Below are 19,161 nucleotides of genomic sequence, written 5' to 3'. Positions count from 1 at the left end.
TGTTTTAGAAGTGACCAAGGGTCATCTGACTGGATCTTCTTTTGAAGAAATTATGAATATCTAATTCCCAGCATCGTTGTTACTTGTATAAATATCCGAGAGTTTGCTGGGTTGTGATTTAATTTGCTCTCGTGGAATTCGGGCGGATGATCGGGCAATGTTATCAGGATGTTGAAGGCTTGTCTGCCTGTTTTATTCCACTAAATGCTTTTAGATAATATCGAGATGATAAATGGAAGACGTAAGAAATGCTGAAAACAGAAATGCCTTAATGCTGCCAATGGGATTTGATAATTTTTAAAATGATGACCTCCCGGGAATGAATTCGCTAGGAATTAAAGTCTAGGTTATAGCCTAAAATATGGCCTGAGAATGTCCTCGAAATTATACAGGCCTTTACCTAAGTTGGTCAGATTTTTTGCAATGAATATAGCGCCATTTCCGAAAGCTTCTCTTGAAATAGATTCATGAATTAGTCTTACGGTTTGATAGGGGAATCCAAATATAAGCTCATGTTTGCCAACAATCCCACCAGCCCTTACCGAATTGATGCTGTTGACATCCAGATCAAGCGCATGCGCAATTTTTACTGCTGTGCCGGAAATCCCCTCTTTTTGTTTGAAATGTTCTTCAATGATTTCAATATCGACTCCCGGTGCTATCTTTTGTAAGAATTTAGCGGAAAACAGCAGATAGTTTACGCCCAGAGTAATATTTGGAGACCAGAATACGGTTGCTGTTTGTGATAGTATGGTGAGCAGATCGAGTTCTTTTTGGGTATAGTGAGAAATGGCGGAAATGATTTTTATTTGGCGCTTAACCGCACTTTCTCCATATACATAAATTCCATCCTGGGCGGAAAAGTCTACTATAATATCTACTGGATGCTTATCCAGCAATTCATCGATGCCAATATGTTCGGTTGAATAAATGAGTCCCGGCTCTTCACTTTCCAGGCCAAGAAATTCAGGTACAGATCTGTTTTCCAGTATGGTAGTTCTCCTTAGGACCCATTCGAGTGAGAATTCCTGGTTTTGCAGGATTACTGCCGCTACGGCTTTTCCCGTTTTTCCAAAACCCATTAAGCCTATTTTTATTTTCATATGCCAATTGGTTATTGGGTAAAAATATAATTTTCCTGCGCTTTGGGATCATTAGCTATTTATTTGTTACGTAATTCTTTAGCTTTTTTGATAAAAGGGTGTCCTCTAAAAGCGGTTAGAGGACTTTAAATTCCTTATCTATCCAGTTGTTTAACCATTGCTTTCATGTGCGATACTTATTCAAAGACCTCATTTGTCTCAGTTAATTTAAAACGTTACTTTTATAATTCTATGAGTTATTCCTTTTTAAATGCCTTTGTCAATAAACTGAGAATCAATTTAAAACGATCGTTTGACCGCATCAAGAACGAAAAACTTAAACATAACATGTTACAGGCAATTCCCTTCTGGATTGCTTCCATTATTACGGGATTGATTGCGGTGGTATATACAAAGCTTTTTTTGTTGGCGGAGGAGTTAACAAAATATATTTACCATCAGTCGGTTTGGTTACTTTTTTTACTTACACCGCTTTGTTTTCTCTTTGCCTGGTGGCTAGTCGTCCGTTTTGCGCCGTATTCCAAAGGAAGTGGCATTCCCCAGGTAATGGCTGCTATCTCTATTTCGAGCCCGGTAACAGACCGTAGGGTTAATCAGTTGTTAAGTTTAAGGATTGCGTTGGTTAAAGTGGTTTCAAGTCTGGTATTGGCTATAGGTGGAGGAGCCATTGGAAGGGAAGGCCCTACCATTCAGATTGCTGCTTCTATTTTTAGAAAGATCAATCAAACCTTGCCGGAATGGTGGCCGAAAGTGGCCAAAAGTAATATGATTATTACTGGGGCTGCAGCTGGACTGGCTGCAGCTTTTAATACTCCTTTAGGGGGAATTGTTTTTGCCATAGAAGAGTTGACCAAAACTCATTTTAGTTATTTTAAGACCGCTATTTTTTCTTCAGTCATTATTGCCGGTTTAACTGCCCAGGGGATTCTTGGACCTTATCTTTATCTGGGTTATCCCAAAATAGGCCGTCTTTCCGGGCTTATTTTTTTAGGTGTAGTTCTGGTTGCGGTGATTTCTGGCCTTTTGGGTAGTGGAATGTCTAAACTTATTTTGATGGTTTTGAGGTGGAAGTCACGATTAAAACTTGCCCGGCAGCATGTTCTCTACATTACCGGATGCGCTTTGATGCTAGCACTTATCGCCGTTTTCATGGATTATGAAGTATTGGGCTCCGGTAAGAATTTGATGGAAAAAGTACTTTTTGGGCCAGATAAATATTCGGCGTGGTACACCCCATTGCTAAGAGTCATTGGACCGATGCTGTCGTTTACTACGGGTGCCTCCGGAGGAATATTTGCCCCTGCCTTATCTGCCGGTGCTGGTGTAGGGTCGGCCGTTTCCGGATGGCTAGCCCTTTCGGAGACAAATACCAATCTGTTGATCCTTTCGGGGATGGTCGGGTTTTTAACGGGCGTGACCCGATCTCCATTTACTTCTGCGATTCTTGTACTTGAAATGACAAACAGGAATAATGTGATCTTTCATCTCATTTTGGCGGGTATGGTTGCTAGCCTGGTTTCTGTGTTAATTGATAAACATTCAATGTATGATCACTTAAAGGTGCAGTATATGAAGGAACTGGAAGAAGAGGAAAGAATGGGCATGACAGCCAAGAAAACAATAAGTAATTCGGAAATCTCCTAATTGGCAGATCGTGCGATTTCCTGTATAAATTGTAACTAATCTGATCTGCAGGTTTTGTTGTAAAACATAAATTGGCATCATGAACATTTCTCCAATTAAGTCAATAATAAGAAAACAAGATAAAGGGCATACTGGAATGTCCCGTAAGTTATTCTTGTTTTCAATTCTGGTGATAGAGCCTGATCCGATCCATCAATATATCATCGGGGTAAACCTAAATAAATCCAGAGTACAATTGGAATTCACCCCTAGCCGTAAAACTGCTTTAGCGATGATTTCGGAGAAACAGTATAACCTTATTTTGGTAGATATTCCTTTTTCTATCAATAAGAAAGAAAATCTCATAAGTGCCATACGGTTATTGGATGCTTACCAGAAAGTTCCGTTTGTTGGAATGACAGTCCTGCTAACCGAGGATGTCAGACGAAACGTAATAGAATCTGGTCTTTGTGAAATTATACAGCGCCCCTTTAGTCCTGAACGAGTGGTAACACATTATTTATGGCTAAAAAACCATAAAAAAGGAGGGAGAAGCAGAGTGACTTCGCGTAGTTGATGCTGACAGGCGATTTCTGCAGATTCATGGTTGAGTTGAATTTTTGGTATGCTAGAATAGGGTAATTTAGCAGAATTAATAAAATGGACTGGCTTTTGCTAGGTTTTTGGTACTTCATAAAACGCATTTATTTTGACGGAACCCCAACAAAAAAGGACAGGCAGACTGTTCCGGCTAGTTAAGCTTTCTATTGCCAGACGCTTCGATCTGCATCTGGATAAGGCGGATGAAGATGATGTGGTGCTCTCGATTAAAAAGAATTCCGATTTTATCGGGGCGAATCTCTGGACATTGATCTTTGCCATTTTGATTGCTTCTATTGGACTCAATGTCAATTCAACAGCTGTCGTGATAGGGGCAATGCTGATTTCCCCGTTAATGGGGCCGATTATGGGGATTGGTTTGGGGGTGGGGACGAATGATTTTGAGTTGGTAAAAAAGGGGCTTCGCAATTTGTTGATTGCCACTATAATTAGTATAGCGGTTTCTACATTATATTTTTGGGTAACGCCTTTGCACGATGCTCAAAGTGAATTGCTGGCCAGGACTACACCTTCGATCTGGGATGTATTTATTGCTTTTTTTGGCGGACTGGCCGGAATCGTGGCAGGAACGAGAAAAGAAAAAAGCAATGTGATCCCTGGGGTTGCCATTGCTACGGCACTGATGCCGCCCTTATGTACTGCGGGCTTTGGCCTGGCTTCGGGGAATTTCTATTATTTTCTGGGTGCCATCTATCTGTATTTCATTAATAGTGTTTTTATTTGTATCAGTACGTTTCTGATTGTTCGTTACTTGCGATTTGGCAAGAAACATTTTGACAACCTGGAAACGGAAAAGAAAGTCAGCCGATATATTATGATCATTGTTTCTGTCGCCGTATTGCCAAGTATATATCTGGCTTATGGTATTGTGGATAAGAGTATTTTTGAGAACAATGCACAGCGGTATATTAGCGAACAGTTCCAATTTAAGAATACCCAGGTGGTTAGTAAGTCTCTAAAGTACAATAGCTCAAAGGGAAATGAAATTGATTTACTGCTGATTGGTTATGAACTTTCACAAAGCAAAATAGATACGATCCGCAGGAAATTGATCGATTATAAGTTGAAGAATACCACACTGCGGATTCGTCAGGGTCTGAACGCAAAGCAGGAAATTGACTTCTCACAGATTAAAGCCAGTATTCTGGAAGACGTGTTTAAAAAGGATTCCTCAGCAAAAGTGGTCAGCCCTCAGGTTTCACCGTTGGAAAAGCCATTACCCGACATTCGGTCGGAGCTTAAAGTATTGTATCCCGAGATGCGGAATTATACAGCAACAAACGTTGTGACCCAGCGGTTGGATAAGCCTACAAGCGACACGTTGACAATGGTAGTGGCTGATTTTTCAAAGCCACTTACCTCTGCCGAAAGACTAAAGTTGTCTGCATGGCTCAGTAGCCGGCTGAAGGCGGATTCGCTGAGACTGCTGTTGCCGTAATCCCAATGGCTTTGGTGCAATGCTTATTTTTTTGTATTTTTGAGGTAATTCATCAGGATCATTGCCTGAGGCTATCTGAACTTTTAGAGTTCTATCTGTAAGCTATTGATGATCCTTTTTCTAATTGGGTTTATCCCTTATCTCAGCCTAAAGGAGCTGTTAATGACTTTACCTGATTTCCATTTTTGGAGGTCCTGTTCTCTTTATTATGAAAAATCCAAACTTCATCGACACCAATAATTTTCTTGATCATTCCTTTTGGGGGAATACGATTTATCAATGGATACTAACCTTAGGAATGGCCGTAGGTCTTTTTCTGATCATAAAGCTTCTTAAGTTTTTTGTGGTCAAAAAGGTCAAAGTCTGGGCCCTGAATACCAATACAACCTGGGATAATTTTTTAATTGCGATCGTAGAAAATTCTATCATTCCCCTCCTTTACATCACTTCCTTTTATTTTGCATTCTCTTTCCTGAATTTTGCTGATAAAGTAGAAAAGGTCATTCATGTAGCATATCTGGTAGCTATTAGCTATTTTATACTCAGGATTATTAGCTCTGCTTTTCGGAAATTTGTGTATTCTTTCATTCAGCGAGAGGAAAACAGTGAGAGTAAGGAGAAGCAAGCGGGGGGATTAATTGTTATTGCCAATGTGATCATCTGGATCCTGGGGATTATTTTTCTGATGGATAATCTGGGCTATAATGTTACCACCCTGATTGCAGGTTTAGGGGTAGGTGGTATCGCCATTGCCCTAGCTGCGCAAGCGGTTTTAGGGGACCTATTTAGCTATTTTGTAATCTTTTTTGACCGCCCGTTTGAAATTGGCGATTTTGTGGTGGTTGGGGACAAAAATGGAGTGATTGAATATATCGGCATCAAGACGACCCGGATACGGACATTAAGCGGGGAACAGTTGATATGTTCTAATACGGACCTGACTAATTCCAGATTGCATAATTTTAAACGCATGCAGAAGCGGAGAATTGTATTTTCTCTTGGTGTCACGTACCAGACTAGCCATGAACAGTTGTCACAAATTCCGGTGCTGATAAAAGAAATTATTGGTAAGAGATCAAAGCTTGAGTTTGATCGTGCACATTTCTCAGGATATGGAGATTTTAGCCTGAATTTTGAGGTGGTTTATTATGTGCTGGACCCTGATTATACGGTATATATGGATAACCAGCAGGCAGCTTACCTTGATATTTTCGAGGCGTTCGAACAGCGGGGAATTGAATTCGCCTATCCTACGCAAACACTTTTGGTCAATCCACAAGTTGCAGCTTCATCTTAGGATGAAGATGGTCGGTGTAAATTACGGGTCAGGAAGATTTGGATACTTTTTTTAATACTAAGGTTCCAAGGATTCCTGCTACTAATGAAGCAACCAGGATCCCGTATTTTGCCTGATCCATAAAATCAGGATTTTTAAAGGCCAGCCCACTGATGAAGAGTGACATGGTGAAGCCAATTCCTGCAAGCAACGCTACGCCAATAAGGTGTTTCCAAGTTGCTTGTTCCGGTAGTGTAGCCCATCCGAGTTTGATCATGATCCAGCAGAATAGTAAGATGCCTACGAATTTCCCAATCAGTAAACCGCCTGCTACACCGATCGAAACTGGATTGATGATAGAACTGAAAAAATCAGATCCAATGACTATGCCGGCATTAGATAGGGCAAATAGTGGCATGATTCCAAAGGCAACCCAGGGGTGCAAACTATGCTCGATGGTCTGCAGGGGCGTTTCTGCGGCCATACTTAAGGCCCTTACCTCTTGAAGGGTCTTATTTTGCTTATCGGTAATTAACGCGCCTTTTTCAGGAATATCCGTCTCAAAATCATAAGAGAGTTTACGCAGATTGTCAGAATAAATCTGCTCATTGATCTTGGTCACAGCGGGTATGGTAAATGCGACAAGCACCCCTGCGATGGTTGCATGAACACCGGACAACAAGAAGCCTACCCAGACGCCGAAACCTATGACTAGATAAAAGGTGTTGTCGCGAATTCCCATCAGGTTGCCGATAATCAATAAGGCGAGAAAACAGCCTGCAATAATCAATGGGAGGTAATGGATTTGCTCGGTATAAAAAAACGCAATGACCAGTACAGCACCGAGATCGTCAGCTACAGCCAGTGCCGATAGAAAGACTTTTACGGAAGTGGGAATATGTTTGCTAGCCATAGAAAGTAAGGCCAGGGCGAATGCAATGTCTGTTGCCATAGGAATTCCCCAGCCATGATCCGCTTCGGTACCTTTATTGATGGTGTAATAAATCAATGCAGGAACGATCATCCCGCCGAGGGCAGCAGACATCGGTAATGCTGCTTTGCTGAGCGAGGAAAGTTCGCCCTCCATAAACTCTCTTTTGAGTTCCAATCCGATCACAAAGAAGAATATGGCCATCAGGCCATCATTGATCCAAATGTGCAGGGGGTGACTCAGGATGAAATCATCAAACCCAATAGAAAAATTGATGTGCCAGAGATGTTCGTAAAAATCATGATAGGCAGAATTTGCCCAGACAATGGCAATGATCACACTAATCAGTAAGACAATGCCACTGGTATACTCCAAATGAATAAAACGGCTTACTGGGGCAATAATCTTGTCTATAGGTGACTTTTGTATCATATCATGGGGGGTCTTTAATAGTGTTACTGAATGAACTAAAATCGATTCTTACCATTCCTGGGTGTTTTCAATACCTAGAGCTTTAGCGTCAAATACAGGGTCTTTTCCTGCTTTGCGTTGCTGCTGGTAATCTTTGAAAGCCTTTAGTGCTGGCTTACGGAGCAGCAAGATCGCAATGACATTCAACCAGGCCATTACACCTACACCAATATCTCCCAGGGTCCAGGCAGCTTCAGCTGTTTTTATCGACCCGTAAAAAGTAGCGAACAGGATCAATAAACGCAAGGTCCATATTGCCCATTTGTTATCTTTTTTATCAAGGTAGCTGAGATTGGTTTCTGCAATATAATAATAGGCCATAATCGTGGTGAAAGCAAAGAATAATAGAGAAATAGCAACAAAGCCGGCTCCCAAGGCTGGAAAATGCGAGTTAACGGCATATTGGGTATATTCGGCACCAATCTTTGCCCCAGGCAGGTTTTCTACAATAAAGCCGCCTTCAGGATCGATCACATTATACTGGCCGGTAAACAGGATCATAAAAGCAGTTGCGGTACATACAAATAAGGTATCTACGTATACAGAAAATGCTTGCACAAGTCCTTGTTTTACCGGATGACTAACCTCGGCAGCGGCAGCCGCGTGTGGTGCTGTCCCCTGACCAGCCTCGTTGGAATAAATTCCGCGTTTCACTCCCCAGGCTACTGCCATGCCAAATACACCAGCGAATGCGGGTTCTAGTTTAAAGGCTGATTTGACGATTAGCAGCAGCACTGCCGGGATCTGATGGACGTGCATGATCATGATGATAATGGCCATCAGGATATAGGCGCCTGCCATAAATGGGACAACGATTTCCGCTACTTTTCCAATCCGCTTTACACCACCAAAAATGATCAGTGCAAGCAAGGTGGCAACTGCCACACCTGTGTACGCCACAGGAATTTGAAAAGCATTATTCATGCTCAGTGCAATACTATTGCTCTGTACGCCGGGTAAAAAAAGTGCTGTGCTGAGTATTGTAGCTATGGCAAATATGATGGCATACCATTTCATGCCCAATCCTTTCTCGATGTAAAAGGCTGGTCCACCGCGGTATTGTCCGTTGTTAACTTGTTTGTAGATTTGTCCTAAGGTAGCTTCTATAAAGGCAGAAGCACTGCCCAGAAAGGCAATGAGCCACATCCAGAATACAGCTCCGGGGCCTCCCATGGCAATGGCAGTGGCAACACCAGCGATATTTCCGGTACCTATCCGGCCTGAAATGGCGATAGCAAAGGCTTGAAATGAGCTGACGCCTTTGGCTGAGCTCTCCCCGCGAAACAGAAGAGCAATCATTTCTTTGATGTATCGTAACTGAACAAAGCGTGTGATGACCGAGAAATAAATGCCAGCGCCCATACAAAGCAAAATAAGTGCGTTGCTCCAAACTAAGTCATTTATCTTACCAATGATTTCTTCCATATGGCATTAAAATAACGGAATTTTTTTTAAAGCTCCTGAACTTTTTTGATTATCTGCTTTGTCTTGCTTGATAATTTAATAAGCAATCTAGAATTACAAATCTGATTTTTAGATAAATACTTCAGTCTAGACGATTTTGACAACACCTGGCAACCGCTAATGCGGCCAGTTTGCTGCCAACCGGCAAGCTATTGAAGCGGCTTTTGAGTGACTAATCGCCCAGGTAAATTTATCACTCCAATATGATCTTGATGTTAATTTTGTTATATTAGCATCATAGCATTTGCAGCTATTTTAAATTAAGAATTCGGGGAGTAATTAGGTGAGTTTTCGTCTTTTTACTCTGAAAATATTGTTTATAGACCATTTAACGGTTGGGTTCAAATTCCGTCCGGTCCGCATAGTAAAAATTTAGAATACTGAAATCCTGTAATCGCTGATTATGGGATTTTTTGTTTTGCCGTTGCTGTCTTTATTTTGTTCTTTGTTCGCGATTTGCGAACAAAGAACAAAAGGATCAATGCCAAATGTTCAGTATATTTGTTATATGGAAACACTAATTATAAATATTCCCGACAAAAAAAGTACTTTGGTAAAACAAATACTTAAAGGTTTAGGTGTAACCATTCAGGAAAATAGTCAAACTAAGGAGTCTGCTTACAGGAAAAAATTGCTTAAAGTATCAACTTGGGCCGCCGAAGATTTGAAGCCTTTCGAAGACAGTAGAAAATCTTTTGAAAACCTGAGTCCCCTGCAATGGTAATTGATATAGGGATCTTTATTGAACATCTTAGGGCAAAAGATAAACTTAGGACATCCCTTTATCTGATTCCCGAAAATAGGGAGCTATTATTTCTTCTGTTTCATTGTATGAGCTGTATATGGGGGCTACTACTAAAGAAAAAGAAAATGATATTGTGCTCTTAACTGAAGATTTAGAAGTTTTACCATCTACAGATTCTGTTTCTATTAAGGCTGCTAAGATTTATCATGAATTAAGAAAAGCCAATAAAATGATTGAATTTAGAGACATTTTTATTGCGGCTACTTGCCTAGTTTATGAACTGCCTATTCTGACACTTAATAAAAAGCATTTTAAAAGAATTAAAGGTCTGGAAATTCTTTAGATAATTTTTTTCTATTTATTGTGCGTAATCATGGGGCGTCTCCGTTAGTGAGCGGAGATTACATGTTACGAGCCATATCGATTATTATATTCTAAAAGTGGACTATGATTGATCTTATTCCATTCGGACGAATACTGACCAGATGAAAAATATTGTACTGTACTTCTAATCATTTTCCAAAACATTTTTGCCTTTTTTTTGCTAAAAGACTTAACTTAGAGGCAGTATAACGCGCTTTAAAATTATTAGTTAACTATCCCTTACTGCTAATATATGAAGATTTTAATTGCTGAAGACGATGAGCTTATGCTCAGGACTTTAGAATTCCGTTTAAAAAAAGATGGCCATCAGCTCATCCTTGCCAGAGATGGTAGGGAAGCTTTAGAAAAAATAGATCAATTCCTGCCCGAACTGGTAATTACAGATATTATGATGCCTTATCTTTCGGGCTTAGAGGTCGTGGCGGCACTGAGAGAGAAACATCAGACGCCCATTATTATGCTTTCTGCTATGGGGCAGGAGGATATCGTTCTTGAAGCATTCCGCCTGGGTGCCGACGACTTTATTACCAAGCCTTTTAGTCCCAATGAGTTGTCTGTTCGGATAAAGAGGTTTACGCTTGTTCATTCCAGATGATATTTTTCCAGGCGCTTTTATTATTCTTTTTCGGGGTGGCTATATTTCTGATTTTTTTCATGACCGTTTATCTGCTGATCAGGAAAAAATGGAGAAAAAAATACGCCAAATGGGACAGTATGATTGATTTACTGCTCAGAAAGGCAATCTTTTTTCATGAAAACGACAGTAGCGCTAAACAACCGATACCAGTTACTCCTCGCCTGAGGGTGAATCTGGAGAATCGGAGGTTTAGAACCCAGCTGACCAAGAAGATTACTGCGGCAAAGAAAAATATGTCCGGCCAGGCCGGACAAAATATCAAAAAACTCTACCTGCAGCTTCATCTGGATACCCATGCCATTAAGCTCATCGAAACCGGTAAATGGCACCTGGTGGCAGTTGGTATCCAGCAGATTGGCACCATGGAGCTGAAGGAGTATCTTACTAAAGTATACAGATTTACAAATAATAAAAACGAACTCGTCCGGGCAGAGGCTCAGCTTGCAGTGCTTAACCTTTTCGGATTTGAAGGACTTCGTTTTCTGGATATTGTCTCTTACCAGATCTCCGAATGGCAGCAAATGAAACTACTAAGGGAGTTGTCTGTTATCCAACATGTAAAACTTACCGGAATTGACAAATGGCTTAAATCTGAGAATTCCAGTGTTGTCGTATTCGCGTTGAAGCTTGCCCGTAACTACCATCATTTTGAACTTTACCAGGAGATTGCCGCTTGCCTTGAGCACCCCGAATCCAGGGTAAGGATCCAGGCGATATATACCCTGACGGAGATTTTCAATGAAGACACATCGAAAAAGTTATTGGACAGGTTCCAGTCCGAAGAATATAACAACCAGCTCGCCATTTTGAAAGCTGTAAAGAAAATCGGTGATGACGCTGACCTGCCCAGATTAAAAAGCCTTTTAACTACAGACGATTTTGAAATGAAACTGTCGGTTGTCCGGGCAATAGCAAACCTCAGTCAATCTGGTATGGACTTATTGATGGCCGAGCCGCAATCACAGTCCTATCCGTTGAACGAAATAATTACTCAGGTTAAAAGTGAAATCAGAATATGAGCTGGCAAACGATAGTGCTTGATTTATTTACTTACGGACTGCTACTCTATTCCGTACTGCTCCTTTCCTGCTATATGTTCATTGGCGTTTATTCAATCGGTGAAATCCGCACTTATCTGCGTAAAAACAGTTTTACAGACTACCGGGTGCTGGCTAGCTCGACACAGGCTCCAAGCATCAGTATTCTTGCACCGGCCTATAATGAAGGTGCTAATATCATTGAGAATGTACGGTCTTTGTTGTCTATCAATTACAACAATTTGGAGGTAATTATCATTAACGACGGGAGTAAAGATGATTCTCTGTCGAAGTTAATCAGTGCCTATGACCTTTATAAAACGGATTTTTTTGTAAACAAAAGGATTCCCACCAAAGACGTGCTAGGTGTTTACAAAAGCAGAAAGGCGGTTTACAAGAAGCTGATCATTGTAGATAAGCAAAACGGAGGAAAGGCAGATGCCCTTAATGTGGGAGTCAACATCTCCCAAAATGATTATATCGTTTGTATTGACGTGGATTGTATCCTGGAGCAGGATGCCTTGCTGAAGCTGGCAAAACCTTTCCTGGAGGACTCCAGGATCAGGGTGATCGCCACCGGTGGAGTAATCCGGATCGCCAACAGCTGTATTGTCGAAAACGGGAGACTGGTAAAGGTTAACCTGCCCAAACAGTTTCTTCCCCGGGTACAAACCCTGGAATACATCAGGGCCTTTTTATTAGGCAGGATGGCCTGGAGTCGGTTAAACGGCTTGCTACTCATTTCAGGTGCCTTCGGGGCGTTTGATAGGGATATCGTCATCAAATGCGGCGGATATAACCACAATACGGTTGGGGAGGATATGGAGCTTGTGGTAAGGATGCGCAGGTATATGGAAGAGCAAAAAATACCTTATAAGGTAAGTTTTATTCCTGATCCGCTTTGCTGGACCGAGGCACCGGCATCTTTTAAAATTCTTGGCAGGCAAAGAAACCGCTGGACAAGAGGGACCATAGAGACCCTGCAGCTCCATAAGGTAATGTTCTTTAACCCCAAATACGGGCGACTGGGAATGATCAGTTATCCCTACTGGTTCTTTTTTGAGTTTTTAGCACCGATCGTGGAATTTCTCGGGCTGCTGAGTTTTGTGATCTTCGTATTACTGGGCTTGATCCACTGGTCCTTTTTTATTGGCCTACTGCTGTTTATATTCAGCTTCGGATTTCTATACTCGGTATTTGCTATCTTAATGGAAGTACTTACCTATAACCAGTATAAAAGCAGTAAAGATCTGCTGATGTTAATCGTTACGGCATTTTTAGAGCCATTTATTTTTCATCCCTTTGTCGTATGGTCGGCCATTAAGGGAAATATTGACTTACTGAGAAAGAAGAATTCCTGGGGCGAAATGACCAGGCAGGGTTTTACAAAAAAAACAAATTAATTAAAGAATGATCAACCGTCTGAAAACAGCAACATTGGTTTTTATACAGCTGGCTCTGGTCTGGCTTGCTGCCCTGTTTGTGATACGGTTTTTTGAGGTTTTGTTAAATGGCTTTAGCCATGAATTTCCGCAAAGCTTAGCTGTATTTCTTTTTTGGGCGTTAGTAGCAGATGTGGTATTTTGGTTTAAATGGCTTTTTTTGGAATATATCATTTTTGCCCTGGTTGCCCTGATGTACCCAAAGTTATCAAAAGTGCTGTTCAAAATTTTTATTTTGCTGATGATCATCATTCAGATTGGCCTGGTTCAATACTTCAACACCGCACTAGTTCCTCTTGGTGCAGATCTGTATGGATACACAATTGCGGACATCAAACAGACCGTTGGTGCCTCCTCAGGCCTAAGCATTCAGCTGGTTGTGAGTTTTATCCTGCTGGTGGCATTAGTGCTGGTGACTTTAAAATTCCTGCCCGGTAAAATAAAGCTACCTTTATGGGCCGGAGTGATGTTCCCTGCATTATCCTTGTTTTTTTTAGTTACCGGAGCCATGCAACTGATGCACGGACGGATGTTTCAATCTGATTTTGCCAACAATCTGGGGCTCAATAAAATCGATTATTTTTTTGTAAGTTCTTACCGGCATTTTTATCCGCCGGATGAGGAATCCGATATTTATGCAGATGCTTATATCGGGGATTATGAGGATATAAAGACCGCCGGCACATCGTTTAAATATACCGGGGGGTCTGAATTCCCTTTCCTGCACCAGGTGGGTGATCAGGATGTGCTGGGTCCCTTTTTTAATTTCTCTCCGAGCAGACCCAATATTGTCATCATTTTGGTAGAGGGACTAGGCAGGGCATTCACTAATGAAGGGGCCTATCTGGGCAATTTTACACCCTTTCTGGATTCGCTGGCCGGCAAAAGTTTGTATTGGAAGAATTTCCTAAGTGAAGGGGGGCGGACCTTTGCTGTGCTGCCCTCTTTAATGGGATCGCTGCCATTTTCGAAAAATGGTTTTCTGGAACTTGGAGATAAAATGCCGCCACATGCCTCATTATACAGCCTGCTAAAATTTAACGGCTATACTACTTCGTTTTATTATGGGGGCGATGCGGCTTTCGATAACATGTCTCTGTTTTTAAAGAAGAATCATGTTGATGAGCTCAGAGACATTCAATCCTTTCCCCCAGGGTATGTGAAACTGCCCGCTGCCAATGGATTCACATGGGGCTACAATGACAAAGAGCTTTTCAGACATTATTTTGCCACCAGGGCAGATGGGGAATCAAAATCTCCGGAACTCAGTGTGATCCTCACTGTAGCAAGTCATAATCCTTTTCTGGTCAACGATCAGCCAGAATATGTTAAAAAGTTTGAACAGCGGATGGATGAGCTTGGTTTTGAGAACCCCAAAAAAGACACCTACAGGAATTACAAGCTACAATATTCTTCCATTATGTATACTGACGATGCACTCAGGGGTTTTCTTCAGGGATACAAAAAACGTAAAGATTTTGCAAATACAATCTTTATCATTACCGGTGATCACAGGATGCCCGAAATTCCTATGAGCAACAAAATTGACAGGTATCATGTCCCGCTAATCATTTATTCACCGTTATTAAAGCGCAGCGCGCAGTTTGAATCCGTTTCAACACATTTTGATATCGCCCCAAGTTTGCTGAACTTCCTTAAAGCCGGTTATCAGCTTAAGGTGCCGGCCCAGGCAAGCTGGATGGGAGAGGGCCTGGATACGGTAAGATACTTCCGGAACGTTCATCAGTATCCCCTTATCCAGACCAAAACGGATATTATCGACTTCATCATGGGCGAGTACCACCTCAATGGAAGCTCACTTTACAAGATGGGTCCGGATCTGCAGGAGGAGCCGGTAGAGGATCAGCCGATGTACAAACAGTTAAAGAATGCCTTTGATCATTTTAAACGCAGAAATGCCGGTATTGGCAGCCGCGCGGGCATTTTACCGGATTCGGTGTTAAACAGGTACAGTCCAGTTGGACATTAATTACTTTTTGAACTTTTTTTCTTCCTTAAGTATTCTGCTGACCATGGGCCGGTAAAAGTTCCAGAAAAAACTGGCACGTTCCATTGGATCGCTGGTGTTATAGAACATCCATTTAAACAAACTGATGCCTTTAAAATAGGAGGTAGCCATCGTGATGGGGTTGTCGCAGAAATCACCAGAGAAGTAATAAAATCGGTAATCTTCATCCTTATGCATGATAACAGCCGGAAAAACCCGCGGCAGCTGATGGGCGGCCAGGAGGTCACGGCCTTTCGCATTTACATCCAGGGTAAAGCTGGCAACCTGGGTATTGATCTCAAGATCGGGCTGGATCACATCAAACCAAAACGTATACTTAATTTTGCCAGGCAGACCAAAATTCTGCTGCCCGTATGCACTGCTGGTAATGTGGGGTATGGGATCATCCAGTTCAGTGCTGTCCTGGAGAATAACTACCTGATCTTTATCGTTTACAAAGGCAACCCCTGCTTTTGTGAATGGCCACTGATTGTTGTTGTCCCTTTTGTAATTGCGGATTAACCATTTTGGCAGTTCCTTGTTTTTTGCACTGTCAAGGTTTTCAAAAAAGCGTCCGGTCCAGCCTGTCCAGCGGATGCCAAACAGCTTTTCGAACCTCAGGCGGGTATCCAGGTGAGTAGGACTTCCAATGCTGTTGAATTCAGTAATGATCAGTTTGCCCTTGGCTTTCATCAACCTAAGCAGTTCAATGTCCTGGCTGCTCATACCTCCGTAAATCATGCCCGAGCGCTCAGTATTGTTTTTTTGGCTATACCATTCATTTTTGTAAATACCATAGGTATCTGTAAAATATACCATGTCCGCATCCTCACTCAGCTGTCTGAGTTGATCGGGATTAAATCGCTCCAGCCCCTTTAAGCGGAAGTTCTCCTTTTCCAGAGGGAAAAAACCGAAATAGTCATTTGCAATCTGATATGGCTTGGTACTGGTTTTGGTAAATTTCTGGTGATTCAGTATCCAGGTTAAGGAAATGTGTTCCTGGCCCTGGGTAGTCAGAACCGTTTTATCGATTATTGCGGCCACCATTTTTGTTTTAGGTGTGCACAGCCAGAGCAGCCACATCAGCAAGGGAATTGCGGCAATAACAGCCAGCAGGATCAGTGTTTTTCTTCCTTTTGACATCATTAAAAGCGTCTGATGTATCCAAGCCCAAGGTCAATCTGTGTTCCCCTGGTATCCAATTTATATTCCTGATTGTCAAATCCCAGGTTAACAATCAGGATATTCAGGGACTTGAACGCGCGTCTGTAACCCAGGGTGATGTTGTTTGACCTGAGCTTATAATTTGTGCTGCCAATCAGCACATTGTTTTGCGGATCATCAGGAGAAAGGCCGGTACCCAGCCGTAAACTGAAGTAATCATCCGCACCGCCATAATAATACCTGCTCGTTAAGGCAAATGACTGGGAAACCTCATCATTTGAGGGGGTGAGAAAAGTCCGCAAATTGAACCAGAAGCTTTTGTAATATTTGCCAACAGAGGCGGTATAGATCCAGGTAGATTCACCAAAAGTAAGGTACCTGAATCCGGCCTCTGCTTCAAAACTGGCAGGTAAATTGGCGTACAGTGAAAATCCTGCCCTGTAACGGGGAAATACCCCGACATTATTGGAATATCCTCCGCTGATGTAAGCCTGAAAGGTATTGGAAATGCGGGGGTAGGCATCAATCTCGAACTGAACCCCATTGTTTTTGAACCGGTTGGCGTAATTGATACGGCCGATGATCGAGCCCAGACTGGTCTGACGACTATAGTCCACACTTACCAGGTGCCAGGGATCATCAAATTGTTTGTCGAAATAGATAAAGTCGTAGTTGACCCCGATTTTGTTTTTTGAGGAATTCTCACTTATCCTGGCCGCAAGTGTTCTGGCTTCGGTCATGTTTGGATCGGCCTTGATTACCTTCTCTATCTCAATATTGGCTTCAGGCCATCTTTTCAGGTCATTTAAGACCTTCGCCTTCAGCAGCAACAGATTACTGGCATCGCTATGATGCTTTAACCCGGAGTTTACATATTCCAGTGCCTTTTCAGAATTGCCTTCCCAAAATTCAAGGCTGGCAAAAGCCAGTGAGGCATCCGCATTATCGGGTTGTTTATTTAAAACCAGACTAAAGGCCTGCCTGGCACTATCGGGTTGTTTGCTCCAGGTATAAACTCTGCCAAGAAATATCCTGATATCCGCATAATCGGGGCTTTTTGTAAGCGCCTGCTTACTGAGCGAAATTGCCTTGGGGTAGTCCTTTTGATCAAATGCCGCGCTACGGGCCCTGGCAAACAATTCATCAGAACTCATATTCTGATCCTGAGCCTGCAGGAATTGGAAAGAGAAAAATAGCAGTATAAAGGGCAAATGAAATTTTAAGCGCATGATTCATTACATTAGAGTGATACGCTAAAGATAATAAATTATAAATTACTCAAAGGGAGCTCTACTTTAAAAGTAGTTCCCTGGCCAATCTGTGAGAGAATTTCCAATCGCCCGTTGAGTTTTTCAATCAGGTGTTTTACAAGTGAAAGGCCGAATCCATATCCTTTTTCCCCACCTGTCCCTGCGGTAGTATGGCTGTCTCCCTTGAGGATCCCGGCGATTTGATCTTCAGTTATGCCCACCCCCGTATCTGAAACAGAAATATTCAGGGTATTTTGGTCAGATTTGACAATCAGATCCAGATCTACCAGGATACTGCCTTTATTTGGCGTAAATTTTATTGCATTGGAGATCAGGTTGCCTGTAATTTGTAAAAGCTTGTTTTTGGAAAAGGGGATGTACTGGGTGTCCTGATTGACGCTGATCAGCAACTGCAGTTGTTTGGTGATGGCCTGAGGGTCGTACAGCTGTTTCAGCTTATCACGAAAGCTACTGAGATTGAACTGCTGGCTACCAAGCTGTTTGGTTTCATGTTCCTGGCTTAGAATTTCATCAGCAAGGTCCAAAATGGACTTGCTGCCAGAATGGATCAGGTTAATAAAATCCATCACCTGGTCAATATTGGCAGTTTTGCCTTGTTCAGCTATGATCTGCGATAAGCCAATTATGCCTGCAAGAGGACCCCTGATGTCATGGGCAACTTTTTTCCTGGATTCATCAGCCTGTTTAACCTGATCGCGTAATACATTCATAGCCTTATAGGTCTTCAGTCTGTTGACTATTTCTGCCGCAATGATCTTCAGCATCTCTATTTTTTCCGGACTGAGTGTCTGCAGTCTGGTATCCAGGACGCACAGGGCGCCTATGTTCAGACCCTGCTGATCCTTAAGGGGGACGCCGAAATAATACCGGAGCGATAAAGGACCCTCTATATAATGGTTTTTGTTAAACCTTTCATCTTTGGAAAGATCGGCTACTTCAAAGTGATCGTCGTTCATGATCGTATACTGGCAGACAGATTCCTCCCTTGTCATCTGATCTACCTCAATTCCGTGTTTTGCAAGTGTCCATTGCGTATAAGAATCAATGAGATTGATCAGGGAGATTTCTGTGCCTGCTATTTTGGCCGCCAGGCGTGTGAGGTCTTTAAAGTTCTCAGATAGGCTGCTGTAGTCAATATCGAGTTCAGCTAGACCGATGAGCCTGTCCATTTCGTTTTCAGGTATAGGATGATTATTTTGTCGCATAGCTTGTTGATGATTGCCGAGATCAAATATATAATTAATACAATACAGGTATTCATATAACCAACAATGTGCCAGAATTTTTGAGACAGCAATGAATAGATATGAAGTAACCAAAGCAGCGTGCAACCTTTCAAATGCTGGTAATGTGTGCCGATTACCGCTTGACTGCGGGAAATGTGAAAGGAAAAATTGAGGTATCTAGAGGCAGGAATGACTGACTTTGTTGTCAAACCGGTGAGGGGAGGGAACGATCTGATTTGCGTTAAATAAATGGTTACATTTTTCCAGCCCGAATGCGGCTCATCATATGGTCATGATCCCAGTCAGAATCAATCTATTTA

16 protein-coding genes are annotated in these 19,161 nt (G+C 42.0%); 10 read left to right on the top strand and 6 right to left on the bottom strand.

Annotated features, from left to right (window positions below; translation table 11 throughout):
• Positions 1 to 347 precede the first annotated feature (347 nt).
• Positions 348 to 1,103, bottom strand: a complete 756-nt coding sequence (locus AC6CH7_RS16865; protein WP_498263862.1) for a 4-hydroxy-tetrahydrodipicolinate reductase — start codon at positions 1,101 to 1,103, stop codon at positions 348 to 350.
• A gap of 231 nt (positions 1,104 to 1,334) precedes the next feature.
• Between AC6CH7_RS16865 and AC6CH7_RS16860 the strand changes: the two genes are divergently transcribed.
• The 4 genes from AC6CH7_RS16860 to AC6CH7_RS16845 all read left to right on the top strand — a co-directional run bounded on the left by AC6CH7_RS16860 (position 1,335) and on the right by AC6CH7_RS16845 (position 6,082).
• On the top strand, positions 1,335 to 2,747 hold the full coding sequence (locus AC6CH7_RS16860; protein ID WP_498263861.1) for a chloride channel protein: 1,413 nt from the start codon (positions 1,335 to 1,337) through the stop codon (positions 2,745 to 2,747).
• A 79-nt stretch (positions 2,748 to 2,826) separates the two neighbouring features.
• Positions 2,827 to 3,303, top strand: a complete 477-nt coding sequence (locus AC6CH7_RS16855) for a response regulator (protein WP_498263860.1) — start codon at positions 2,827 to 2,829, stop codon at positions 3,301 to 3,303.
• 132 nt (positions 3,304 to 3,435) lie between these two features.
• On the top strand, positions 3,436 to 4,785 hold the full coding sequence (locus AC6CH7_RS16850; RefSeq protein ID WP_498263859.1) for a TIGR00341 family protein: 1,350 nt from the start codon (positions 3,436 to 3,438) through the stop codon (positions 4,783 to 4,785).
• 208 nt (positions 4,786 to 4,993) lie between these two features.
• Positions 4,994 to 6,082, top strand: coding sequence for a mechanosensitive ion channel family protein (locus tag AC6CH7_RS16845; RefSeq protein ID WP_498263858.1), 1,089 nt, complete (start codon positions 4,994 to 4,996; stop codon positions 6,080 to 6,082).
• Positions 6,083 to 6,110: 28 nt separating this feature from the next.
• Here AC6CH7_RS16845 and nhaA read toward each other — a convergent pair whose 3' ends face one another.
• Both nhaA and AC6CH7_RS16835 read right to left on the bottom strand, forming a co-directional pair.
• A complete protein-coding gene (gene nhaA, locus AC6CH7_RS16840; RefSeq protein WP_498263857.1) occupies positions 6,111 to 7,424 on the bottom strand; it encodes a Na+/H+ antiporter NhaA in 1,314 nt (437 codons plus the stop codon).
• Between the two features lie 48 nt (positions 7,425 to 7,472).
• A complete protein-coding gene (locus AC6CH7_RS16835; RefSeq protein WP_498263856.1) occupies positions 7,473 to 8,888 on the bottom strand; it encodes an alanine/glycine:cation symporter family protein in 1,416 nt (471 codons plus the stop codon).
• A gap of 547 nt (positions 8,889 to 9,435) precedes the next feature.
• Here AC6CH7_RS16835 and AC6CH7_RS16830 point away from each other — a divergent pair.
• From AC6CH7_RS16830 to AC6CH7_RS16805, 6 genes are all read left to right on the top strand, one after another.
• Positions 9,436 to 9,651, top strand: a complete 216-nt coding sequence (locus AC6CH7_RS16830) for a hypothetical protein (protein WP_498263855.1) — start codon at positions 9,436 to 9,438, stop codon at positions 9,649 to 9,651.
• 85 nt (positions 9,652 to 9,736) lie between these two features.
• Positions 9,737 to 10,015 carry a type II toxin-antitoxin system VapC family toxin gene (locus AC6CH7_RS16825; protein ID WP_498264042.1) on the top strand — a complete coding sequence of 93 codons (279 nt, stop codon included), beginning with the start codon at positions 9,737 to 9,739 and terminating at the stop codon, positions 10,013 to 10,015.
• A 273-nt stretch (positions 10,016 to 10,288) separates the two neighbouring features.
• Positions 10,289 to 10,651, top strand: a complete 363-nt coding sequence (locus AC6CH7_RS16820) for a response regulator transcription factor (RefSeq protein ID WP_498263854.1) — start codon at positions 10,289 to 10,291, stop codon at positions 10,649 to 10,651.
• Entirely contained in the window at positions 10,648 to 11,712 is a 1,065-nt protein-coding gene (locus tag AC6CH7_RS16815; RefSeq protein WP_498263853.1) for a HEAT repeat domain-containing protein, read from the top strand. The genes AC6CH7_RS16820 and AC6CH7_RS16815 overlap by 4 nt, the downstream gene beginning before the upstream one ends.
• Complete coding sequence (locus AC6CH7_RS16810; protein ID WP_498263852.1) at positions 11,709 to 13,133, top strand: glycosyltransferase family 2 protein; 1,425 nt, start codon at positions 11,709 to 11,711, stop codon at positions 13,131 to 13,133. Before AC6CH7_RS16815 ends, AC6CH7_RS16810 begins: the two co-directional genes overlap by 4 nt.
• A gap of 7 nt (positions 13,134 to 13,140) precedes the next feature.
• The gene (locus AC6CH7_RS16805) at positions 13,141 to 15,162 is read left to right on the top strand and encodes an LTA synthase family protein (RefSeq protein WP_498263851.1); all 2,022 of its coding nucleotides are present in this window, start codon (positions 13,141 to 13,143) and stop codon (positions 15,160 to 15,162) included.
• On the opposite strand, the gene AC6CH7_RS16800 is transcribed toward AC6CH7_RS16805, so the two are convergent.
• Genes AC6CH7_RS16800 through AC6CH7_RS16790 form a run of 3 tightly spaced genes read right to left on the bottom strand, consistent with a single transcriptional unit; the run spans position 15,163 to position 18,820 of the window.
• Complete coding sequence (locus AC6CH7_RS16800; protein ID WP_498263850.1) at positions 15,163 to 16,326, bottom strand: hypothetical protein; 1,164 nt, start codon at positions 16,324 to 16,326, stop codon at positions 15,163 to 15,165.
• Positions 16,326 to 17,573, bottom strand: a complete 1,248-nt coding sequence (locus tag AC6CH7_RS16795) for a YaiO family outer membrane beta-barrel protein (protein ID WP_498263849.1) — start codon at positions 17,571 to 17,573, stop codon at positions 16,326 to 16,328. The genes AC6CH7_RS16800 and AC6CH7_RS16795 overlap by 1 nt, the downstream gene beginning before the upstream one ends.
• A gap of 38 nt (positions 17,574 to 17,611) precedes the next feature.
• A complete protein-coding gene (locus AC6CH7_RS16790) occupies positions 17,612 to 18,820 on the bottom strand; it encodes a GAF domain-containing sensor histidine kinase (RefSeq protein ID WP_498263848.1) in 1,209 nt (402 codons plus the stop codon).
• Positions 18,821 to 19,161: the final 341 nt, after the last annotated feature.

The organism is Pedobacter sp. GQ55 (genome assembly GCF_059758925.1).
Note: the sequence above shows the minus strand (reverse complement) of the source record. Positions and strands in the feature narration are given on the sequence as shown.